The following is a 22584-nucleotide window of genomic DNA, read 5'->3' on the forward strand; positions in this document are numbered from 1 at the left end:
AAATAGGAGAGCGTACCGCGGCTCGAAAGCGGTATGCCCGCCATGAACGGATATGGTATGATATAGATTATATAGGGAAAGACGATATGCGAACAGAGAAAGGAGCCATTTTGGCATCATGCAGCATTTTGAACAAAGCGTTTATAACCTGATTGTTGAAACCTCGACGAATCTGCCGGGCGATGTCCGCAAAGTCATTCAAGCGGCACAGGAGGCGGAGGACCGCGCTACTCGCGCCGGCCTATCACTATCAACTATAGCAACGAACATTGAGATGGCGGAGTGCAATGTCTCTCCGATCTGCCAAGATACAGGCATGCCGACATTTATCGTGCACACGCCGGTCGGCGCCAACCAAATCGTCATGAAGCAGCAAATCCGCAGCGCCATTGCGCGCGCGACGAAAGACGGCAAGCTGCGCACGAACTCCGTAGACTCGCTTACGGGGGCAAATACAGGGGACAATCTGGGACCGGGTACGCCGGTTATCCATTTTGAGCAGTGGGAGAAGGACGAAATCGATGTTCGTCTCATTCTGAAGGGCGGCGGCTGCGAGAACAAGAACGTTCAGTACAGCCTGCCGATGGAAATTCCCGGCCTCGGCAAAGCAGGCCGCGATCTTGACGGCATCCGCAAGTGCATCATGCATGCGGTTTACCAAGCGCAAGGTCAAGGCTGCAGTGCCGGGTTTATCGGCGTGGGCATCGGCGGCGACCGGACGACGGGCTACGAGCTGGCAAAACAGCAGCTGTTCCGTCATACCGACGACACGAATGAGATTCAGGAGCTTGCGCAGCTTGAGGACTATGTCATGGAGAATGCCAATAAGCTTGGCATCGGCACGATGGGCTTCGGCGGACAAGTCACGCTGCTCGGCTGTAAAGTCGGCGTCATGAACCGTTTGCCTGCGAGCTTCTTCGTATCCGTCGCGTATAACTGTTGGGCGTACCGCCGTCAAGGCGTGCTACTGAACGCAGAGTCCGGCGAAATCAAATCCTGGATCTATCCGAACGGTTCCGATACGCCGATGAAATCGAAGGCTGCCGATGAAGCGGCCGAGGCGGTAACGGAAAATGCGGCTCGCCGCGAGGTTGTGCTGAATACGCCGCTTACGGAAGAAGACGTGCGCAGCTTGAAGGTGGGCGATATCGTCATCATTAACGGCGAAATGCACACAGGCCGCGATGCGATTCACCATCACCTGATGGACCATGACGCACCGATCGATTTGAACGGCTCCGTGATTTACCACTGCGGACCGGTCATGCTGAAGGATGAGAACGGCTGGCAGGTTAAAGCGGCTGGCCCGACAACAAGCATACGCGAGGAGCCTTACCAAGGCGATATCATGAAGAAGTTCGGCATCCGCGCCGTCATCGGCAAAGGCGGTATGGGACCGAAGACGCTGGCTGCTCTCCAAGAGCATGGAGCGGTTTACTTGAACGCCATCGGCGGCGCTGCGCAGTATTACGCGGAGTGCTTCAAGAACGTCAACGGCGTCGACTTTATGGAATTCGGCATTCCGGAGGCGATGTGGCATCTCCAAACCGAAGGCTTCGCGGCCGTCGTGACGATGGATTCCCACGGCAACAGCCTGCACGCGGACGTGGACAAAGATTCCTTTGCTAAGCTTGCCCAATTCAAGGAGCCGGTATTTAAATAATTTTTCGACCTAGCCTTGAAATAGAGAAAAAATGAGGGATGCGTTACGCGCAGCTTCGGACTCGCCTTCAATCGAAGGTATGAACAATGGATGTTTCTTATTATCCCCGGATCATTAGTCCTGGGATTCTTTTTTTCTGCGCATTTGCAGCGGTTTGTCCATGCGGTTCCTTATTTCTTCGCTTTCGTCACGCTGACGATGGCGATCGGCTGCGGGCTGCAGCAGCTTCGCGCCGTCATCAACCGCCCGGGCGTCATGCTGTGGACCTTCGTGCTTGCGCACGTGCTGTCTCCGCTTATCGCATACGGGCTTGGCTGTCTGCTGTTCGGAGCGGACTCGCCTTATGTGATCGGACTCGTGCTTTTTACGATTATTCCGCTTGGGGTATCAACGGTGCTATGGGTCGGCATGTCGGCCGGCAGCGTTCCGCTCATGATGGCGATGGTCGTCATCGATTCCGCGCTCAGTCCGTTCGTCGTGCCGACGGGCATCCATTTGCTCTTCCGCACCGACGTGGAGACGGATACGGTCGCGATGATAGGCGACTTGCTTCTCATCATCGTAGCGCCGACCATCGTAGGCGTCGCCCTGCACGAGTGGTCCAAGGGCCGCATCCAGCGGGCCGTTCAGCCCATCGCGGCGCCACTGTCCAAGCTATGCTTCACGGCGGTCGTCATGCTGAACGCCGCCGCGATCGCGCCTCAGGCGGAAGCGCTGCGCGGCGATTTGTTGAAGGTGGTGCCGGCGGCGGTGGCAATCGTCGGCCTATGCTATGCCGCCGGTTTCTTCGGCACCCTGCATTACCGCAATCGCGAGGTGCTCATCACGGTTTCCTATGCAACCGGCATGCGTAACATCTCCCTTGGCGTCGTGCTTGCGATGGGCTACTTCAGCCCGCTCACCGCTGTCCCGGTCGTGCTTTCCATTCTCATTCAACAGCCGCTGGCTACGCTGCACCACTACGTTTTACAAAAACTTAAAAAACGCAGCGCTAGCGTGGGCGGCTGAGAACAGGGTACGATGAGTAATGGAGCAAACCGGCATGGAGGTAGGACGAGATGAACAGCTTTCGAATGCGGCTGACGTTGATTCTGATCGGCATGATCGGACTCGCGGTTTTGGCGGCAGGTTTATTTATGGGAAAGACTTACCGCGACAACCATCTCGAAGCGCTGCAGGACAACATGGTGCGCGAGATGAACATCATTCTGGATCAAATGCAGTGGCGTACGGGAGAGCCGGCAGATCTTTATGCGTATTACACCGGTAAAGCAAAGCGGCTTAAGGATATTACGGACACGCGGCTTACATTCATTCGCGGCGACGGCGTCGTGCTTGGCGATTCGGACCATGATCCGCAAACGATGGACAACCATTCGAAGCGGCAGGAAGTCGTCGAAGCGAAGAAAGACGGGATAGGACGGACTACGCGCTACAGCGACACGCTTAAGCAAAATTTGCTTTACGTCGCGATGGCGGTGGATCCTGCCCATCCGGAGTCGTCGGATATTATCCGGATGGCGCTCAGTTTGGAAAAGGTTGACGAAAGCGTGAAGCGAATTTGGCTGGCGCTCATCGTAGGGCTGCTTATTCTGTTCATTGCCGCAGCGCTGATCAGTTACCGGATCGCATTTGGCTTAACGCAGCCGCTTGAGCAGATTACCCGCGTCGCCAAACGGATCAAGAGCCTCGATTACCGTGCCCGCGTACAGGTAAAGCGCACGGACGAGATCGGCGAGCTGGGGCTTGCCATTAACGCGATGGCGGATTCGCTGCATGTGCAGATGACGCGCATCCATCAGAATGAAAGACAGCTGGCGAGCGTGCTGGACAATATGATCAGCGGCGTGGTCATGATCAATGCGGAAGGCAACATTGTGCTGCTGAACCGGCGGGCAGAAGAGGTGCTCGGCTTCTCCGCGCACGAACTGGTCGGCCACCGCTATACGGTGGCGAAGCAGCAGTCCGAGCTGGCGCACATCATTCAGGAAGCGTTCGAACGCAAGGAGCACCTGCGCGAGGAGATGACCTTCTATTATCCCGAGGAACGGCTGCTTGATCTCAATTTGGTTCCGATCTTCGAGGACGACAATTCCTTCGGCGGCGTGCTGTTGATCTTGGAGGATGTGACGGCGATCCGAAGATTGGAGCGGATGCGCAGCGAATTCGTCGCCAACGTTTCGCATGAGCTGAAGACGCCGATTACCGCCGTTAAGGGCTTTGCCGAAACGCTGCTCGGCGGCGCGGTGGACGATCCCGAGCTCTCGCGTTCTTTCCTGCAGATTATCTTTGACGAGAGCGATCGGCTCAACCGGCTGATCGGCGACATCCTCGAATTGTCGAAGATCGAGTCGCGCCGCGTACCGCTGCAGTTCTCTCCGGTGGAGCTGTCGTCGTTCGTCCAAAAGACGGTCGAGCTGATGCGGGCGGAAGCATTGCAGAAACAGATTCGGCTGTCTGCGAAGGTGGAGCCGGATATTTACGTTGAGGCGGATGAGGACCGTCTTCGCCAGATTGTGATGAATTTGCTCTCAAACGGCATAAACTATACGCCAGAAGGCGGTTCGGTTTCGATCGTCGTAGAGCCGGTCGGCGGCGAGAATTATGAGTCCGTCCGCATTCATATTACCGATACGGGGATCGGCATCCCGAAAAAGGATTTGCCTCGTATCTTTGAACGGTTCTACCGCGTCGACAAAGCGAGATCCCGCAGCTCGGGCGGCACGGGGCTCGGACTGTCCATCGTAAAGCACCTGGTGGAGCTGCATAAAGGAACGATTACGGTCGACAGCCTCGTTGGCAGCGGATCGACGTTTACCATTGAGCTGCCCGTCCTCCAATAGTCGCATGACAAACGGGAGGGGGCAAATGGGGTTTACCCCTTCCGCCTAACAATGCTATCATGGGGAAGGAACGTAGAATGAGTTACCATGCCGTCCGAATCACAATGACGGCATGTGTGGAAGCAGGGGGTCAACATGTCACAGAAAGTGTTGGTCATTGAAGATGAGCCGACGTTAGCCCGGTTGTTGTCGTACAACCTGACGCAGGAAGGCTATGACACAACGGTCATCGATCATGGTGCGGAGGGCTTGCAGGTCGCTTTGCAGCGCGCATTTGATCTTATTATTCTTGATATCATGCTGCCAGGCATGAACGGCTTCGAAATTTTGTCACGCTTGCGCCAGAATGGCAGCCGGACGCCTGTTATCGTGCTGACCGCGCGCAATGCGGAGGAAGAAGTCGTTCAAGGGCTTAAACGAGGCGCAGACGATTATATGACGAAGCCTTTCGGCGTCGCCGAGCTGCTTGCGCGCGTATCGGCCGTTCTTCGCAGAACGAGCCAAGACGACGCCAAGCTGGTCGAGGCGCCGGACAAGGTCATTACCGCGGGCGATCTTTCGATCTATCCGGACCGATATGAAGTTGTGTTGAACGGCGAAACGGTGCCGCTTCGCCCGAAGGAATTCGAGGTGCTGCTCTATCTGGTGCAGCGTCCGGGCGTAGTGGTGACCCGCGACGACTTGATGAATGTCGTGTGGGGCTTCGATTATTTCGGCGGGCAGCGTACGGTAGACGTGCATGTCAGCTCGCTGCGCAAGAAGCTGGAGCTCGGCCAGCAATCGGTCGAAATCGAATCCATTCGCGGCGTCGGCTATAAGCTGGTTATGCCAAAAAAGCTCGGTTCACCTAAGTAAGGTGACCGAGCTTTTTTCGCCTTCGCCTATTATTTCAAAAGCGATTTCAGTTTAACGTCCGCGCTGGCGAGCCGGGCCGGATCGATCACGGCGCGGCGCTCGATCAGCATCTCCGCGATCCGGATGTCCTTCGCGATGCCGCTGCCGATACCGCTGGCTGCCGCGATCGTTCCGTCTTCCGCGAGATGGAAGAAGAAGTGCACGCCGCTGCCGGTTTCGCGCTTAATCTTCGCGCTGCTGCCGAAATCAACGAGGCCGGCCACCTGCAGCGACTCCTCGTACTGGTCGGACCAGAACCATGGTACGGCTACGTAAGCTTCGTCCGCGCCCAGCATGTTGCCCGCGGCATGAATGCCTTGATCTTGCGCGTTGCGCCACGATTCAAGGCGGATCCGCTTGCCGCCGTACAGCGCGTGCGGGAACGAGCAGCAGTCGCCGGCCGCATAGATGTCCGGGTCGCTAGTCGCGAGCTTCTCGTCGACGCGGATGCCGTTCTCGATCTCCAGGCCGCAGCCTTCCGCGAGCGAAATTTCCGGTACCGCGCCGATGCCGATAATGAGAGCGTCGCAGCGGATCGCCGTGCCGTCAGCCAATTCAATGTGATGCGTGCCGTTATCGCTTGTAATGCGGCTGATCGCCGTGCCGATCTTGAACGTCACGCCTGCCTCGCGGTGCCTTGCTTCCACAACCTCGGCAATTTCCTCCGGAACGCCGCGCGATAGAATGCGCGGTCCCACTTCGATCAGCGTTACTTCGCAGCCGCGCTCGCGGGCGCTGGACGCTACTTCGAGACCGATAAAGCCGCCGCCGATAATGGCAATATGCTTTTCCGGCGCCAGATGCGCACGAATCGCAAGCGCATCCGCGTGCGTGCGGAGATAAAGCGCGCCGGACGTATCCGAGCCTTCCATGACTAGCTTGCGCGGGCTTGCGCCTGTCGCGAGCAGCAGCTTATCGTAGGAGAGCTCTCTGCCGTCTGTCAACAGGACTTGATGAGCGGCTCTGTCGATACGCTCGACGGAGCTTCCCGACAGCAGCTGAATGTTCAGCTCCTCCAATTTCTTGCTATCCAGAATAGGAGTCGGCTCCTCATCCTCCAGCAGAACCCCCTTCGATAGAGGCGGGCGCTCGTAAGGTGTCCGGCTCTCTTTGCCGATCATTGTAATGCTGCCTTCGTAGCCTTGATTGCGCAGCTCCAGTGCCGCGTTGGCGCCGGCCTCGCCCGCGCCGATAATAACCATGCCGTGCTTTGTCATCGTTTGTTCCATGCTCCCTTGCTTCATAGATGTTGAATCAGAATGGTAAAGGCTCATTATGAGCCAGTCAGGTTTGTTCGATTTTCGCATATTGGAGCCGAATTGGCTAGACCGCTGGTATTAAGGAATTAGTCTACGCTTTTCTTCCGTTTTCTCTGCATGAATAAAATGGTAGAATTGCCATAGAACAAGATGGAGGTGTCGATCGACGATGGTTGCTTATGGTTGGTGCAGAGGGATCGAGGACGCGCAGCAGCTTCATGCATACGGGCTTGATTACATCGAGTGTCCTCTGTCCGCCCTGCAGCTGGAAAACGAAACACAGCATCAGAAGCTGCTGCCGGCATATTTGGAAAGCCCGCTGCCGGTATATGCGTTTAATGTATTTTTCCCGGGGGACTTAAAGGTTGTCGGTCCGGACGCGGACCCGGAGCGGATTCGGCGTTACTTGCACCGGGCTGCGAAGACGATGAATCGGATTGGAGCGAAGATAGCGGTGCTTGGCAGCGGGAGAGCCCGCGCCATACCCGAAGGCTGGGAATGGAATCGGGCGGAGGATCAGCTATTGCTCGTGCTGAGCTGGATTTCGGAGGAATTTACCGGCAGCGGCGTGACGCTTGCGATAGAGCCGCTGAACAAGAAGGAAACCAATCTGATAGGCTCCGTTGCGGAAGCCGTCCGGTTTGCCAAGCAGATTAACCATAGCACGATCCGCGTGCTAGCCGATTTCTATCATATGGACGAAGAGGGAGAAGCGTTGAATACGCTGACGGCCCACAAGGATTGGCTCGCCCATATTCATATCGCGGACACCGGCCGCTTGTCCCCGGGAACCGGGCAGTACCCGTATGCCGAATTTGCCGCACAGCTTCAAGCAGCCGGTTACAAGGGGGGCATATCCGCAGAGTGCACCGCCGATGATCCGGGCGCTCAAATCCCGGCCGGTTTTGCATTCATGCGGCAAGCCTTCAGGCAGCTGGGCTAAGCTTCGGCGCGGTTCCACTCCAGCATCTTCTTCTGGAACTGCTTAGGCGAGCAATCGTTATATTTCTTGAACATTTTATAGAAATGCGCCATGTTCGGCATGCCGATCCGGTCACCGACCTCGGAGACGCTTAGATCCTTCGTAAGCAGAATACGCTCAGCCCACTTGATCTTCCTATAATTGACGTATTCGGTGAAAGACATGCCGATCGCCTTCTTGAAGAACTTCACGAAGTAGTAGTAGCTCATATTCGCCAGTTTCGATACCTCTTCCACCTGAATGCGGTCGGTTAAATGCGCTTCCACATAGTCGATTACGCTTCTGAGCCTCGCCCGGTCGAAATCCTCGCGATCGGCCAGCACCTTCTTCGAATCGTTGCGGATAAGCAGCAGCAGCAGCTTCTTGATATACATGCTGACGGCAAGCTCGTAGCCGCTCTGCTTATCCGTCACTTCATGCAGAATGCTGCGGATGCATTCTGCGGCTTCGACCCGGGTAGCTTCGTTCTCTTGAAAAATATAATTGGCGCGGCTGAGCGGTTTTTTCGTTTCGGAGAAAAATCGCATATACGGCATGGAGCTCTGATCGATGAACTGCTCCAGGTCAAACTGCAGGACGATATAGTTCAGCGGGCTGCTCAAGCTGCGGTCGCGGTGCAGCTGCCTTGCGCCGATGAGCGCGATGTCGCCAGTTCTTAGTTTTACGCATTCATCTTCGATATTGACATCCAGTTCGCCGGTCAAGACAAGCAGCAATTCAATTTCCCGATGGTAATGCCAATTAATAAACAGGTCGTTATTCCGCTGGGATTGGAACACTTTGATCGACAACAGCGGGTTCTCGTACACAACCTTCTCATTATAAAATTCCACGATACCATCCCTTCGATGCCAAAATCACATAAAAGCAGACCTATATAGATCCTATATTTTTTCGAGCTCGTTCGACTATACTGTTCGTAGTGTGTTTCTCTCTATCAATCTATGAAAGTAAACGCATACTACTAAATTATATCATTTCAACGCTCATGGAGGTAGAAATTAAAAATGTCAAAAGTACGTGTAGGTATTATTGGCTGCGGCGGTATCGCCAATGGTAAACATCTCCCAAGCTTGGCTCAAGTCAAAGAAGCGGAAATCGTAGCGTTCTGCGACATTATCGTTGAGAAGGCTGAAGAAGCAAAAGCGAAATATGGCACAGAAGAAGCGAAAGTATACAGTGACTATAAAGAACTGCTGAAAGACGCGACAATCGAAGTTATTCACGTATGTACGCCAAACGATTCCCACGCCGTGATCTCCATCGACGCGATGGAAGCCGGCAAGCACGTGCTTTGCGAGAAGCCAATGGCTAAAACGGCTGCCGACGCTCGCAAAATGCTTGAAGTTTCCAAGCGTACAGGCAAAAAACTCAGCATCGGCTACAATAACCGTTACCGTGCTGACAGCCGTTACCTGAGAGAGGCTTGCGCGGCTGGCGAGCTTGGCGAGATCTATTTTGCGAAAGCGCATGCAATCCGCCGCCGTGCGGTTCCGACATGGGGCGTATTCTTGGACGAAGAAAAACAAGGCGGCGGTCCGCTTATCGATATCGGTACGCACGCGCTTGACCTTGTATTGTGGATGATGGACAACTACAAGCCGAAGGTTGTTCTGGGCCGCGCTTATCACAAGCTGTCCCAAAACGAGAACGCTGCGAACGCTTGGGGTCCATGGGATCCTGCGAAATTCACGGTAGAGGATTCCGCATTCGCGATGATTACGATGGAGAACGGCGCAACCGTTATCCTCGAATCCAGCTGGGCTCTGAACTCCCTTGAAGTCGATGAGGCGAAAGTTTCCCTCAGCGGTACGAAAGCGGGCGCGGACATGAAAGACGGTCTTCGCTTCAACGGCGAGCACAACAGCCGCCTGTACGTAAACAAAGTAGAACTGAACAGCGGCGGCGTTGCTTTCTACGAAGGCGCGAGCGAAACTGCAGAGGTTCTTGAAGCAAAAATGTGGATCGATGCCGTTATCAACGACAAAGAGACATTCGTTAAACCGGAGCAAGCGCTCGTGGTTTCCGAAATTCTTGAGGCGATCTACGAGTCTTCCCGTACGGGCAAGGCAATTTACTTCGATTAAGAGATGTATGAAAGAAGCCGGGGATGGTTCAGCCATTTCCCGGCTTCTTTGCTTTCTCTCCATACAGAAAGCCGTCGTTACCGCCGGGAGAGCGGTATCGACGGCTTTTCCTGCCAGGACTAGTCGCCGTTAGTGCGGGCGTTCGTGTAGCCGGCTACGCCGGAGGTACCTTCGTCAGAGAGCTCGGCCAACGACTTGACCTCGCCATGCGGCTTCTGATTCTGCTTTCGGGTCTTCCATGCGCTTTCGCGGCGGTTCTTCGAAGACGTCATTGATGGATGGCTCCTTTACGCAGGTGGATTCGGAATGCTTGTTACTCGTTTATCCTGCGCGAATCGACCGATTCTTATAACATTTATTGCTTCGTTATTGGCTGCGACGACCAGCAGCGGAGCGCTGAAGAACAAGAACTGACTTGCACATAGCATTAGCAATGCCATAGGCGTGAATACTAAGCGCGTAAACGCGGATATGGCCGCGAGAGGGTTAAGTGCGCCGTATGAAGAACTCAAGCGGGCTGATCAGTTTGAAGCTGCAGATTGTTTTTTGGTCCCGACAATTACGACTGTTCAGTGGCATAAAGGTGAAGTTACTACAGTACTTTTAATCTGATTTTCGGCTGGAATGATTTCATATTGGCCTATATACTGATTACAGATTACTAGATCATAGTAGGAGGCCATTATGCCAATCTATTTCGATGAGGCCAAACAGCAATTTCATCTGCAAACGAGCGCGTCCAGTTATATTATTGAACTAGCCAAAGGGATGTATCCATCGCATATCTACTGGGGGCCAAAGCTGGCTTCGTTCGCCAGCCGTCTGCAGAGCGTAGCGAGATGCTCGTTTCACCCGAACTTCATCGCGGGAGATGAATCGTTCTCCTTCGATACGCTGCCGCAGGAATTTCCGTCGTATGGCACCGGCGATTATCGGGAGCCCGTATTCGAGGCGCAGTTTGCGAATGGGAGCACGGTAACGGATTTACGCTATAGCGGCCATACAATTACAGAGGGAAAGCCGAAGCTGAATGGACTGCCTGCGACCTATGTGGAGCAGCCGGAGGAAGCCGATACGCTGGAACTGCGGTTAGTGGATGAGCCAACCGGTCTGAGCGTCGTCCTGCTTTATTCGGTATACAACAAGTTGGATGGGGTTGTACGTTCGGCTCGATTCGAGAACAATGGCAGCTCCAACATCACCTTGAATCGGGCACTGAGCGCAAGCGTCGATTTCCCGCGTGCGGATTTCGACATGCTGCAGCTGTCCGGGGCTTGGACGCGCGAGCGCCATATTTTCAAGCGCCCGCTAGTACCCGGAATCAACCGGATCGACAGCAAGCGGGGATCGAGCAGCCATCAGCAAAATCCGTTCCTTGCCCTGATGACCCGAGGCGCAACCGAAGAAACGGGCGAGGTCTATGGCTTCAGTCTCGTGTACAGCGGCAGCTTTCTCGCTCAAGCGGAAGCGGACCAGTTCGGCACCTCGCGGGTAAGCATTGGCATTCAGCCAATGGATTTCAGTTGGCTGCTCGAACCGGGCGAAGATTTCCAAACGCCGGAGGCGGTGATGGTTCGCTCAAGTGAAGGGCTTGGCGGCTTATCGCGCACGTATCACCGGTTATACCGGACGAGGCTATGCCGTGGAGCATTCCGTGACGAGGCACGACCGATTCTGGTCAACAATTGGGAAGCGACTTACTTCAACTTCAATGCCGACAAAATAGTGGAAATCGCGAAGGCCGGCAATGAACTTGGCATCGAGCTTTTCGTGCTGGATGACGGCTGGTTCGGCAAGCGCAATAGCGACAATTGCTCGCTTGGAGATTGGGTCGTCGACCGCGTCAAGCTTCCTGAGGGGCTTGGCAAGCTGGGAGATGCCATTACTTCCGGCGGCATGCAGTTCGGTTTATGGTTCGAGCCTGAGATGGTATCGCCGGACAGCGACCTGTATCGCAAGCATCCGGACTGGTGCCTTCATGTGCCTGGCCGTAGCCGGACGCAAGCACGGCAGCAGCTGATACTGGATCTTTCGCGATCGGACGTCTGCGATTATATAGTGGAATCGGTTAGCGCGGTGCTGGATTCTGCGCCGATTACCTATGTGAAGTGGGATATGAACCGCAATATGACTGAAATCGGTTCGGAGCTTCTGCCTGCGGAACGTCAGCGGGAGACGGCCCACCGTTACATGCTCGGTCTCTATAATGTGATGGAACGGATTACTTCGCGCTTTCCGCATATTTTATTTGAGAGCTGCTCCGGCGGGGGCGGAAGGTTCGATCCAGGCATGCTGCATTACATGCCGCAGACATGGACAAGCGATGATACGGATTCGGTGGAGCGGCTCAAAATTCAATACGGCACGTCGATCGTCTATCCGGCAAGCGCCATGGGCGCGCATGTATCGGCCGTACCGAATCACCAGGTGCATCGGATCACGCCTTTCGAAACGCGCGGCCATGTCGCCATGTCCGGCAATTTCGGCTACGAGCTCGATCTGACGAAGCTCGCCGAAGCGGAAAAGTCGGAGGTCAGCCACCAGGTAAAGCAGTATAAAGCACTGCGCCACTTGATTCAATTCGGCGACTTTTATCGTCTCTTGAGCCCGTTTGAAGGAAATAGCACGGCGTGGATGTTCGTGTCGGAGGATAAGAAGGAGGCGTTCGCCGCTTATTTTCGGGTGTTGGGGGTACCGAACGGCCCGGTGAGCAGGCTGCAATTCAGAGGGCTCGATCCTGCCAAGCTCTATCGTTTGGAACAAGACGGCCAGTTGTATGGCGGAGATGAGCTCATGCATTACGGTCTGTCGATCCCCAATCTGATTGGAGACTTTAAAAGCGTATTGTTCGTATTGCGGGAGGCATCCAGCGCCGTTGATTGAAGATGGAGGGCTATACTTCGAACCGCCTTTTTTGAGGGTGGTCAGATGTTAGGCTTGTCGACTTTTATGTGGTTAGCGTGTGCGCGCCGAGCATGAGAGAGCGCCTGCAAATTTCTAACGGTTGCTCCAGTGCTTTTTTGCAAAATAATAGCCTTTCTTGAACTCTAACGGTCGCCAGAGGCGTTTTTTGGCCCAAATCGGAAGAATTCGCTGCCCCAATCGCCAAATAGCGTTGCTGAGAACCGTTAGCCTTTCAAAAGGGCATTTGAGGCTAAATAGCGTGCATGGCAACCGTTAGCGTATGAGCGCGGAAGCATAATGCAATTTCGATTCTCGAAGTCATTCAAGATGTGAATGATTCCTCGTTAGAAATCGACAATCAAGCTTGATGTCAGTCAACCATCCGGACTCGCGATTGAATCGACAGTTTGACCCGCCCTAGTTGAGGGCGGTTTTTTTTTATAAACCCGTTGACGGAAAGGATCTCCATCGATTAAGATATCCATGTAATCGTTTACGTAAACGATTACACAACAAACACAACATGAAATTATGCAATTGGTATTGCAACTTGAGGTGAGCGGTTTTGTCCAAAGCAACGATCAAGCAAGTGGCTTCTGCAGCGGAGGTATCGACGGCGACGGTTTCCCGAGTGCTGAATGACAGCGGTTTCGTGAGCGAAGAAGTGAAGAACCGGGTGCTGGAAGCAGTCAAGCGGTTGAATTATCAGCCGAGCGCTATCGCCAGAAGTCTTAAACAGGACAAAACGTTTACGATCGGCGTTATCGTGCCTGACATTTCAAACCCTTATTTTATGGGGATTTCGAGAGGCATTGAAGACGTGGTCGGCCCGGAAGGGTTTCAGCTTACGTTCTGCAGCTCCGATGAGAATCCGAAGAAAGAAAGCCAGCTGCTCCAGCTTATGCAAGAGAAGCGGGTCGACGCGGTTGTACTAGCGACATCCGGCGATAACGATCCGATCTTGGAAAGGCTCTCGGGCTCCGGCATTCCGATCGTCCTGATCGACCGGAAGCTAAAGTCGTTGGAAACGGGAAGCAAGCTGGATCAGGTAACGGAAGACAATATTGACGGCGCGAGCCGACTGACGAGAAAGCTCCTTGAAGCCGGACACGTCAGAATCGGCGTAGTTAACGGTCCGAGCCGGGTAAGCACCGGACGCGAACGTTACGCTGGCGTGCTGAAGGCCATGAAGGAATTCGGGCTGGAGCCGAATCCGCTCGTATTTAACGGCGATTTCTCCGTCGATGACGGCATTCGGGCGGTTCGAAAGTTTTTAGCGGCGGACCCGAAACCGACAGCCATTATTTCGCTGAACAACCGCATGAGTTTAGGCGTGCTTCTCGAAATCGTGCGGAGCGGGCTCAAAATTCCCGACGATATCGCGGTTGCCTCATTCGGTGAGGTTGAAGCGGGGGCTTTGCTTAAAAATCCCGGCTTATATTATATTGATCAGCGTCCGTATGAAATGGGACAGAAGGCAGGAGAAATTCTGCTAAGCCGCATCCGCAAAGATGAACCGCAAAGCGAGCCTCTGTACGAAGTGTTCCATAACGAGATCAACCAATTATGATTATAAAGGCCGCCCTGATGCGGCCTCATAACCCAGGAGGATGAGAATGTGACGAACCAATCAAACCTGACATGGAATCGATTGCAGAGCAGTATGCCGAAAATCGGAATTCGTCCGATTATCGATGGCCGCAGAGGCGGTATCCGGGAGTCTCTGGAAGAGGTTACGATGGAAATGGCGCGCAGCGCCGCTGCGTTCCTGAGCGAGAACTTGCGTCACAGCAACGGCGAGCCGGTTGAGTGCGTCATCGCCGATACTTGTATCGGCGGCGTGGCGGAAGCCGCGCAAGCGGAAGAGAAGTTTTCCCGGGAAAACGTCGGCCTGACAATCTCGGTAACGCCGTCCTGGTGTTATCCGACGGAAACGATGGATACGCATCCTACCCGCCCGAAAGCGATTTGGGGCTTCAACGGTACGGAGCGTCCTGGCGCGGTTTACCTGGCAGCCGTACTCGGCGCGCATAATCAGAAGGGATTGCCGGCATTCTCGATCTACGGGCATGACGTTCAGGATATCGGCGATACCGAGATCACGCCGGACGTCCAGGAGAAGCTGCTGCAGTTCGCGAAGGCGGGCCTTGCGGTTGCGACGATGAACGGCAAGTCCTATCTTTCGATGGGCTCCGTGTCGATGGGGATCGCGGGCTGTATCGTTGACGAAACGTTCTTCCAGCGCTATCTCGGCATTCGCAACGAATATGTGGATATGACGGAGTTCGTCCGCCGGATGGAGCTTGAAATTTACGACAAAGAAGAGTTCGAGATCGCGCTCAAATGGGTGAAGGAAAACTGCAATCCTGGCGCGGATGTGAACCCTGAACATTTGAAGCGCACGGATGAGCAGAAGGAGAACGACTGGAAGACGGTCGTCAAAATGACGCTGATCGCCCGCGATTTGATGGTCGGCAATCCGAAGCTCGCAGAGATCGGATACGGCGAGGAAGCGCTCGGCCGCAACGCCATCGCGGCTGGTTTCCAAGGACAGCGCGCGTGGACGGACTTCTTCCCGAACGGCGACTTCATGGAAGCGATCTTGACCTCCTCGTTCGATTGGAACGGAATCCGCGAGCCGTACATGGTCGCTACGGAGAACGATACGCTGAACGGCATTACGATGCTCTTCGGCCATCTGCTTACGGACGCAGCGCAAATTTTCGCGGATGTTCGTACGTATTGGAGCCCTGACGCGGTGAAGCGCGTAACGGGCCGCGAGCTTGAAGGAAAAGCCGCGAACGGCGTCATTCATCTTATTAACTCGGGACCGGCGGCGCTGGACGCAACCGGACGCCAAACAAGAGACGGCGAGCCGGTCATGAAGCCGTTCTGGGAAATTACGCAGGATGAGGTTCAGGCTTGCCTGGAAGCGACGCAATGGTGTCCGGCGGTCGATTTCTTCCGCGGCGGCGGCTTCTCGACGGACTTCACGACCCGCGAAGGCATGCCGGTAACGATGGCAAGAATCAACCTGATCGCAGGCGTAGGACCGGTTCTGCAAATTGCGGAAGGCTACACGGTCGAGCTGCCTGACGAGATCCACGACAAGCTGGATCAGCGCAGCAATCCGACTTGGCCGACGACTTGGTTCGTGCCGAACTTGACCGGCGAAGGACTCTTTAAAGACGTTTATACCGTGATGAATAACTGGGGATCCAACCACGCGGCAGTGAGCTACGGCCATGTCGGCGGCGATCTGATTACGCTGGCTTCCATGCTTCGTATTCCGGTCTGCATGCACAACGTTCCGGAAGACCGGGTATTCCGTCCGAGCTACTGGACGGCTCTCGGCGGAATTGAGCCGGTCGGCGCGGACTATCGCGCTTGCGCGGCGCTTGGGCCTCTATACAAGTAAGAAACGGAGGCTATTCGGATGGAAAAGCGATATGCCATCGGTGTCGATTACGGCACTGAATCGGGGCGGGCGCTTCTCGTCGACATTGCGACAGGCGAAGAGGTAGCGACTCACGTCACGCCTTATCCGCACGGCGTCATCGACGAGACGCTCCCGGGCACGGGCCGGAAGCTCGAGCATGACTGGGCGCTTCAGCATCCGGAAGATTACTTGGAGGTGCTGCGGCGGTCGATACCGGAGGTGCTGCGCGCCTCCGGCGTAAGCCCGGAGCGGGTCATCGGCATCGGGATCGATTTTACCGCTTGCACGATGATGCCGCTCGATGCGGCCGGAACGCCGCTCTGCCTAGTAGGGAATTGGAAAGACAATCCGCACAGCTGGGTGAAGCTGTGGAAGCATCACGCCGCGCAGGAGGAAGCGAATCTTATTAACGCGAAGGCCGGCGAGCGGGGAGAATTATTTCTCGCGCGTTACGGTGGGAGGCTGTCCTCCGAATGGATGCTTCCGAAAGCGCTGCAAATTCTGAATGAGGCGCCGGACATCTACGCGGAAGCCGATTGCTTCATGGAAGCGGCGGATTGGGTGATCATGCAAATGACGGGCAGCTTCGTACGGAGCAGCTGTACCGCCGGATACAAAGGAACATGGCATAAACGGGACGGATTTCCGTCCGATGCGTTTCTCGCATCGCTTGATGAAAGGTTCAAAGATTTCGCCACGGAGAAGCTCCGCGGTCCGATCCTGCCGCTGGGCGCGAAAGCCGGCGAGCTGAACGAGCAAATGGCCGCGCTGACCGGGCTTGAACCGGGAACGGCCGTCGCTGTCGGCAATGTCGACGCGCATGCGATGGTTCCCGCCGTCGGCGTCGTGACGCCCGGCAAGCTTGTTCTCGCGATGGGCACGTCAACATGCCATCTGCTCCTGAGCGACAAGGAAGTGCATGCGGAAGGGATCGCAGGCGTGGTGGAGGACGGCATCGTGGCCGGGTATTACGGTTATGAGGCCGGACAGTCGGCGGTCGGCGATATTTTCGCCTGGTACGTGAACGAGTCGGTACCGGCTTATGTGCAGCAGCATGCCAAGGAAGAAGGCATCGGCGTGCATGAATGGCTGGAGCGCCGCGCAGCCCAGCAAAAGCCGGGCGAAAGCGGACTGCTTGCGCTCGATTGGTGGAACGGCAACCGTTCCGTCTTGATGGACTCGGATTTGACGGGCGTTATGGTCGGCATGACGCTTCAGACGAAGCCCGAAGAGATCTACCGTGCGCTGCTGGAAGCGACCGCGTTCGGAACGCGAAAAATTATCGAAGCGTTTCAAGACGGCGGCGTGCAGGTCGATGAGCTCTATGCCTGCGGCGGACTGCCGCAGCGCAATCGGCTGCTGATGCAAATCTACGCGGACGTAACCGGCAGAGAGATCCGAATAGCGGATTCGACGCAGACGGCGGCGCTCGGCGCGGCAATGTTCGGCGCGGTAGCGGCAGGAGTGGAAGCCGGCGGCTATGACAGCGTGGCGGATGCGGCGAAAAATATGGCCCGCGTCAGGGAGGAATCCTTCAAGCCGATGGCGAAGAATGTAGAGACCTATAATGCGCTGTACGAGGAATACGTGAAGCTCCATGATTATTTCGGCCGCGGCGGGAACGACATCATGAAGCGTTTGAAAGCGCTTAAATCCGGGTAATGAAGATGTGCGGAAGCACATTTTCATTTCGCAAATCTGCAATCGATTCCATAATATCCAATTATAAGGGAGCTTTCGACATGGACGTACATCAAAGTTTACTTTCTCTCAGCCAAGCCAGACCCGGCAAACGCAAGCGCGAATCCAGCTACGACCGCTCCGGCGGCAACAAAGATTTCTTCACGATTAAACCCGGCGACAAGACCGATATTTGCCACATTAAAGGTGCCGGAGCCATTACGCACATCTGGATGACCATGGCGCCTGACGCGCCGATGGAGGAAGCTTTTCTGCCCCGCAAAATCGTCATCCGCATGTTTTGGGACGGCGAAACGGAGCCAAGCGTGGAAGCGCCGATCGGCGATTTCTTCGGGATGGGTCACGGCATTACCCGGAACTATACGTCGGCAGCGCTTATGATGAGCCCTGAAGATGGCAAAGCGTTCAACAGCTTTTTCCGTATGCCATATGCAATCGATGCCAGAATTCAGATCGAGAGCGAAGCGGAGCATCCGATCAAATTTTATTTCTACGTCGATTACGAAGCGTACGACAAGCTGCCGGATAACGAGCTCCGGTTCCATGCGCAGTGGAATCGCGAGAATCCGACGGACGGCATCCCGGACGCCGGCGTCGACAATGCCTACTTCGAGTTCGGCGGCAAGAACACGACCGGCGACGGCAATTATGTCATCCTGGAGGCCGAAGGCACAGGACATTACATCGGCTGCAACTTCAACGTGCATAACCTGCGCGATACGAGCGAGTGGAATTGGTACGGCGAAGGCGACGACATGATCTTCATCGACGGCGAGCCTTGGCCGCCTACGCTGCACGGAACCGGCATGGAGGACTATTTCAATACCGCATGGTGCCCGCAGCAGGAAGTGTGCACGCCTTATCACGGCATTATTTTAGGCGGCGGTCCCAACTGGAGCGGTAAAATTTCGACCTACCGGTACCATATTCTCGACCCGATCATGTTCGACAAGAGCATTAAAGTGACGATCGAGCACGGCCACAATAATCACCGCAGCGACGACGTGTCGTCGACGGCATACTGGTACCAGCAGGAGCCGCATCGTCCGTTCAAGGCGCTGCCGAAAGTAGATCGGCGGCTGCCGCTGCCGGACACGAAACCGTTTAACCCGGATAGCCTGGCCAAAATATTCGGTCACTCCAATCCATAATGACCGGACATCCGCGAGAGAGGAGGAACACGAGCATGAGACCTGTACTCCTCTTGGCTGCGGCCGCCCTCCTCTTGGCGATGGCGGGCTGCACGTCCGGGGATAAGTCAGACCCGATGCTGAGCTCGGAAGGGAAGCCGTTCATTTTGAAAGGGGTGACGGATCTTCAGCAAGTTTCGCAGTTGACAGGGGCGGAATCGCCGAACAAGACGGACCGTTTCGCCGTTTACGGAACGGATCTCGGTTCGATGTTTAACGATGGGGACAAAACGTATTTCGTATTCGGCGATACGTTCGGCGAACGCGCACCGGATCAGATTGGCGGAGGCGGCAGCTTCTGGCGCTCCAACACGATCGGGTATACGACGGACGACGATCCGTCCGACGGCATTAAGCTGGACGGCATGATTGCGGACGATATCGGGCTTGCTGCCGAGCTGCTGCCTTCCGCGAAGGTCGATTACGACGAAATGACCAAAATCCCGACGCACGGGCTGTCCGCGAACGGCGCGATGTACCTGTACTACATGTCGGTCAACCATTGGGGAGATCCCGGCAAATGGGATGCCAACTATTCCAGCGTGGCGAAGTCGACCGACGGCGGCCAGCATTGGACGCTGCTCGATCAGCTGAAATGGCCCGGGGACAGCAACTTCATCCAGGTCAGCCCATATAAAGTGAAAGCGGAAGACGGCAAGACGGACATTTACTTCTGGTGCATTCCGTCCGGGCGCTTCGGCGGCGTTCAGCTGATGAAGGTCGGCGAAGCCGATATTGAGAAAGCGGGGGCTTACCGATACTACGCCGGCGATGATAAAGAAGGGACACCGATATGGAGCGAGGATCGGTCCAAAGCGAAGACCGTCGTCGACGATACGGTCGGCGAGCTGTCGGTCGTATGGAACCCGTATCTTGAGAGATGGCTGATGACCTATCTCAAAGAAGGGCAAGGCGTGGTCATCCGCGAAGGGCTTGCGCCATGGGGACCGTGGGGCGAAGCGATCGATCTCGTGAAGGCATCCGACCAGCCGGGGCTGTACGGCCCGTTCATGAACGATCGGTATACCGCCGATGGCGGCAAAACGATTTACTTTACGCTTTCGCTGTGGGATCCGTATAATGTGTTTTGGTTCAGGGCTTCTTTACAAAAATGAAAGCGGATTCAACGAAGGCTTTTCCATCCGGTTTAAGCGCGGCACAGCGTTTAAATATAGCATGTCCACAAATAAAAGGGAGGCTTTTACACATGCAACCAACTCAGGGGAAAATCAGATTCAGTACGGCACTTCTATCCGTTATGATCGTATCCTCAATGGCTCTGACAGCATGCGGCAGCGGTAACGACAGCTCGAATAACACCTCCAACACCACGACAAACGCAAGCGGCAATACCGGCAACAGCACGGACGCAGCGAACGACGGCAACACCGGCACGGCGGCGCCTGCCGAGAAAGTCACGGTCGAGTTCTGGGCGAACAAATTCGAAGCGACGACGGATGCCTGGTTTAAAAAATGGGTCGATGCGTTCAACAAATCGCAGGATCAAATCGAAGTGAAGCTTCAGATCGTTCCGGGCGACGCATGGGCTCAGAAGCTGAAGGCCGCTCAAGCCGCGGACAAAGCGCCCGACTTCTACACGATGAACTACGGCGGTATCGCGAACGCTGCCAAACTCGCGCAAATTCAGCCGCTGAACGACTTGATCGAAGGGGCTAAATTCGACGATCTCTATGATAACATCAAAGATTTCGTATCGGTCGGCGATAAGTACTACGCTTACCCGATGCTGGTTGAGCCATCGGCCGTCCTTTACTACCGCAAGGACCTTTACGAAGCGGCGGGCCTCGATCCGGAGAAGCCGCCTACTACTTGGGATGAGCTGATCGAGAACGGCAAGAAGCTGACGAAAGACGGCATCTTCGGCTTGGCTACCGGCCAAACGGCGCCGGATCTCGGCTGGTCCTCGTGGGGCTTGCAGTCCGGCGCAGCCGGTCACCTGGCATTGACGGACGACTGGTCCAAAGCGGATATCATGAACGATGGCTATAGAGCCGTTGTCAACTTCTATGCGGATGCGTTCAAATCGGGCATCATGCCGAAGCAAGCGCTTTCCGGTTATCCGGATATCGCGCCGTTCGGTCAAGGCAAGGTCGCGCAGGCCATCAACGGCTCATGGGCGATCGGCCAACTCCGCAACGACTTCAAGAACATGCTGGATAAAGTCGGCGTAGCGCCAATGCCTTCGCAAAACGGCGATGCTTCGACAACGACGGCAACGCTTGGCGGCTGGACGCTCGTCGTCGACGGCAAATCGAAGCATCCGAAAGAAGCGTCGGCCTTCATCAGCTACCTGCTCGGCGGAGAAACCGATGTCATGATCGACTTCTTCAAAACAAGCCAATTCTCCAAATTCTCGCCGCGTAAATCGGTAGACGAAGCGATGAAATCCGACCCGGCTGCATCGCAAGATCCATGGCGCGCGCTGATTGCCGAGAAGGTCATCCCATTCTCCAAAGCGGAGCCAATCTATCCATGGGATGTCAGCATCGCCGTATCGACGGCAATCGAGTCCGCCATGAAAGGTACCGATCCGGAGAAGGCGCTGCAAAAAGCGGAGAAAGACATCAACGACTTTATCGCGAAATCGAAGCTGGCGGGCACGAATCCGAAGGCGGCACAGTAATCTTCAGCAAAATCAGTTGATTCAACGTCCGGGGGCAGGAGGACCGCCCCCGGTCATTTCCCATATCGAGGAAGCGGCGGTGAGCGGCTTATGTTTAAAAAAAATTACAGACAAGACAACGGGGTGGCCTATCTCCTTCTGGCCCCGATCGTCATCCTGCTGACGATATTCGTCGTCATCCCATTTTTCTATTCCTTGAAGGTCAGCTTCTACAATTGGAGCTTTTACCAGCCTTCCGTGTTTGTCGGGTTTGACAATTTCAAATTTGTGCTGGAAGACGATCTATTCTTGAATTCCGTATGGGTCGGCATCAAGTTCACGCTCATGGTCGTTCCGGCGTCCATGGTCGTTTCGTTCTTGTTTGCAAACGTGATCAAGGGCATGAGAAAAGGCAGCGCAAGCATTGTAAAAACATCCATCTACATTCCGACGATTATTTCGGGGATCGTGGCTTCTGTTATTTTCGTGTTTATCTACGACTACATGGGGGGCTTGGCGAACTATGTGCTGAGCTGGTTCGGTTCCGAGCCGCGCGCATGGCTGGCCGATGTCAAAACAGCTTTGCCCAGCATCGCCGTTCCCGCGATCTGGCTCGGCTTTGGCCTAACGACGCTCATTATGCTCGCAGGGCTGCATGACATCCCGGAAAGCTATTACGAGGCCGCCGATCTTGAAGGCGCGGGGACATGGCAGAAAATGTGGTATATTACGGTACCGCTGATGAAAAACATCGTCCTGTTCTTGACCGTTACCGGCTTTACAGGGGCAATCTCGCAATACGAGCTGTCTCTGGTCATGACGGGCGGCGGTCCGCTCGATACGACGACGACGCCGAATTTGTACATTCTGAATCACTTCCGCAATGACGTGATGGTCGGCAACTCCATTGCCGCGTCGCTGCTGCTGTTCGTCGTGCTGGGCAGCATTTCGGCCATCATTTTCAAGGTGCTGAATTCCGAGAAAGCAATAGACGGTTAA

The 22584-nt window shown here is 55.2% G+C and carries 17 protein-coding genes; 14 read left to right on the forward strand and 3 right to left on the reverse strand.

Translation table 11 applies throughout. The annotated features are described in order from the left end of the window. The first annotated feature begins 118 nt into the window (after nt 1-118). From DL346_RS03320 to DL346_RS03335, 4 genes are all read left to right on the forward strand, one after another. Nucleotides 119-1663 carry a fumarate hydratase gene (locus DL346_RS03320; RefSeq protein WP_112880646.1) on the forward strand — a complete coding sequence of 515 codons (1545 nt, stop codon included), beginning with the start codon at nt 119-121 and terminating at the stop codon, nt 1661-1663. Nucleotides 1664-1753: 90 nt separating this feature from the next. After that, the gene (locus DL346_RS03325; RefSeq protein ID WP_112880647.1) at nt 1754-2671 is read left to right on the forward strand and encodes a bile acid:sodium symporter family protein; all 918 of its coding nucleotides are present in this window, start codon (nt 1754-1756) and stop codon (nt 2669-2671) included. A 50-nt stretch (nt 2672-2721) separates the two neighbouring features. Continuing rightward, nucleotides 2722-4506 (forward strand): two-component system histidine kinase PnpS, encoded by a 1785-nt coding sequence (gene pnpS / locus DL346_RS03330; RefSeq protein WP_112880648.1) that lies wholly within the window; start codon nt 2722-2724, stop codon nt 4504-4506. A gap of 135 nt (nt 4507-4641) precedes the next feature. After that, on the forward strand, nt 4642-5361 hold the full coding sequence (locus DL346_RS03335) for a response regulator transcription factor (protein WP_112880649.1): 720 nt from the start codon (nt 4642-4644) through the stop codon (nt 5359-5361). Between the two features lie 29 nt (nt 5362-5390). Here the strand turns inward: DL346_RS03335 and DL346_RS03340 are convergent, their stop codons facing one another. Beyond that, nucleotides 5391-6617 carry an NAD(P)/FAD-dependent oxidoreductase gene (locus DL346_RS03340; RefSeq protein ID WP_112881759.1) on the reverse strand — a complete coding sequence of 409 codons (1227 nt, stop codon included), beginning with the start codon at nt 6615-6617 and terminating at the stop codon, nt 5391-5393. Nucleotides 6618-6828: 211 nt separating this feature from the next. Between DL346_RS03340 and DL346_RS03345 the strand changes: the two genes are divergently transcribed. Further along, nucleotides 6829-7602 carry a sugar phosphate isomerase/epimerase family protein gene (locus DL346_RS03345; RefSeq protein WP_112880650.1) on the forward strand — a complete coding sequence of 258 codons (774 nt, stop codon included), beginning with the start codon at nt 6829-6831 and terminating at the stop codon, nt 7600-7602. Here the strand turns inward: DL346_RS03345 and DL346_RS03350 are convergent. Then, complete coding sequence (locus DL346_RS03350) at nt 7599-8474, reverse strand: AraC family transcriptional regulator (RefSeq protein ID WP_112880651.1); 876 nt, start codon at nt 8472-8474, stop codon at nt 7599-7601. The two genes, DL346_RS03345 and DL346_RS03350, sit on opposite strands and share 4 nt — an antisense overlap. Before the next feature lie 174 nt (nt 8475-8648). On the opposite strand from DL346_RS03350, the gene DL346_RS03355 reads away from it, so the two are divergent. Continuing rightward, a complete protein-coding gene (locus DL346_RS03355) occupies nt 8649-9728 on the forward strand; it encodes a Gfo/Idh/MocA family protein (RefSeq protein WP_112880652.1) in 1080 nt (359 codons plus the stop codon). A gap of 119 nt (nt 9729-9847) precedes the next feature. Here DL346_RS03355 and DL346_RS28925 read toward each other — a convergent pair whose 3' ends face one another. Beyond that, complete coding sequence (locus tag DL346_RS28925; protein WP_165822353.1) at nt 9848-10000, reverse strand: DUF6254 family protein; 153 nt, start codon at nt 9998-10000, stop codon at nt 9848-9850. A 412-nt stretch (nt 10001-10412) separates the two neighbouring features. Here DL346_RS28925 and DL346_RS03360 point away from each other — a divergent pair, with 412 nt between their 5' ends. From DL346_RS03360 to DL346_RS03395, 8 genes are all read left to right on the forward strand, one after another. Further along, nucleotides 10413-12611 (forward strand): alpha-galactosidase, encoded by a 2199-nt coding sequence (locus DL346_RS03360; protein WP_112880653.1) that lies wholly within the window; start codon nt 10413-10415, stop codon nt 12609-12611. Between the two features lie 586 nt (nt 12612-13197). Then, nucleotides 13198-14202, forward strand: coding sequence for a LacI family DNA-binding transcriptional regulator (locus DL346_RS03365; RefSeq protein ID WP_112880654.1), 1005 nt, complete (start codon nt 13198-13200; stop codon nt 14200-14202). 93 nt (nt 14203-14295) lie between these two features. Further along, the gene (locus DL346_RS03370; protein WP_112881760.1) at nt 14296-16050 is read left to right on the forward strand and encodes an L-fucose isomerase; all 1755 of its coding nucleotides are present in this window, start codon (nt 14296-14298) and stop codon (nt 16048-16050) included. A gap of 18 nt (nt 16051-16068) precedes the next feature. Next, nucleotides 16069-17733, forward strand: coding sequence for a ribulokinase (locus DL346_RS03375; RefSeq protein ID WP_112880655.1), 1665 nt, complete (start codon nt 16069-16071; stop codon nt 17731-17733). 80 nt (nt 17734-17813) lie between these two features. After that, nucleotides 17814-18923 carry a glycoside hydrolase family 172 protein gene (locus DL346_RS03380; protein ID WP_112880656.1) on the forward strand — a complete coding sequence of 370 codons (1110 nt, stop codon included), beginning with the start codon at nt 17814-17816 and terminating at the stop codon, nt 18921-18923. A gap of 35 nt (nt 18924-18958) precedes the next feature. Next, complete coding sequence (locus tag DL346_RS03385; RefSeq protein ID WP_112880657.1) at nt 18959-20077, forward strand: DUF4185 domain-containing protein; 1119 nt, start codon at nt 18959-18961, stop codon at nt 20075-20077. Nucleotides 20078-20169: 92 nt separating this feature from the next. Beyond that, complete coding sequence (locus DL346_RS03390) at nt 20170-21606, forward strand: ABC transporter substrate-binding protein (RefSeq protein ID WP_112880658.1); 1437 nt, start codon at nt 20170-20172, stop codon at nt 21604-21606. 90 nt (nt 21607-21696) lie between these two features. Then, on the forward strand, nt 21697-22584 hold the full coding sequence (locus tag DL346_RS03395; RefSeq protein ID WP_112880659.1) for a carbohydrate ABC transporter permease: 888 nt from the start codon (nt 21697-21699) through the stop codon (nt 22582-22584).

Source organism: Paenibacillus montanisoli (assembly GCF_003268025.1).
Lineage (GTDB): Bacteria > Bacillota > Bacilli > Paenibacillales > Paenibacillaceae > Paenibacillus_Z > Paenibacillus_Z montanisoli.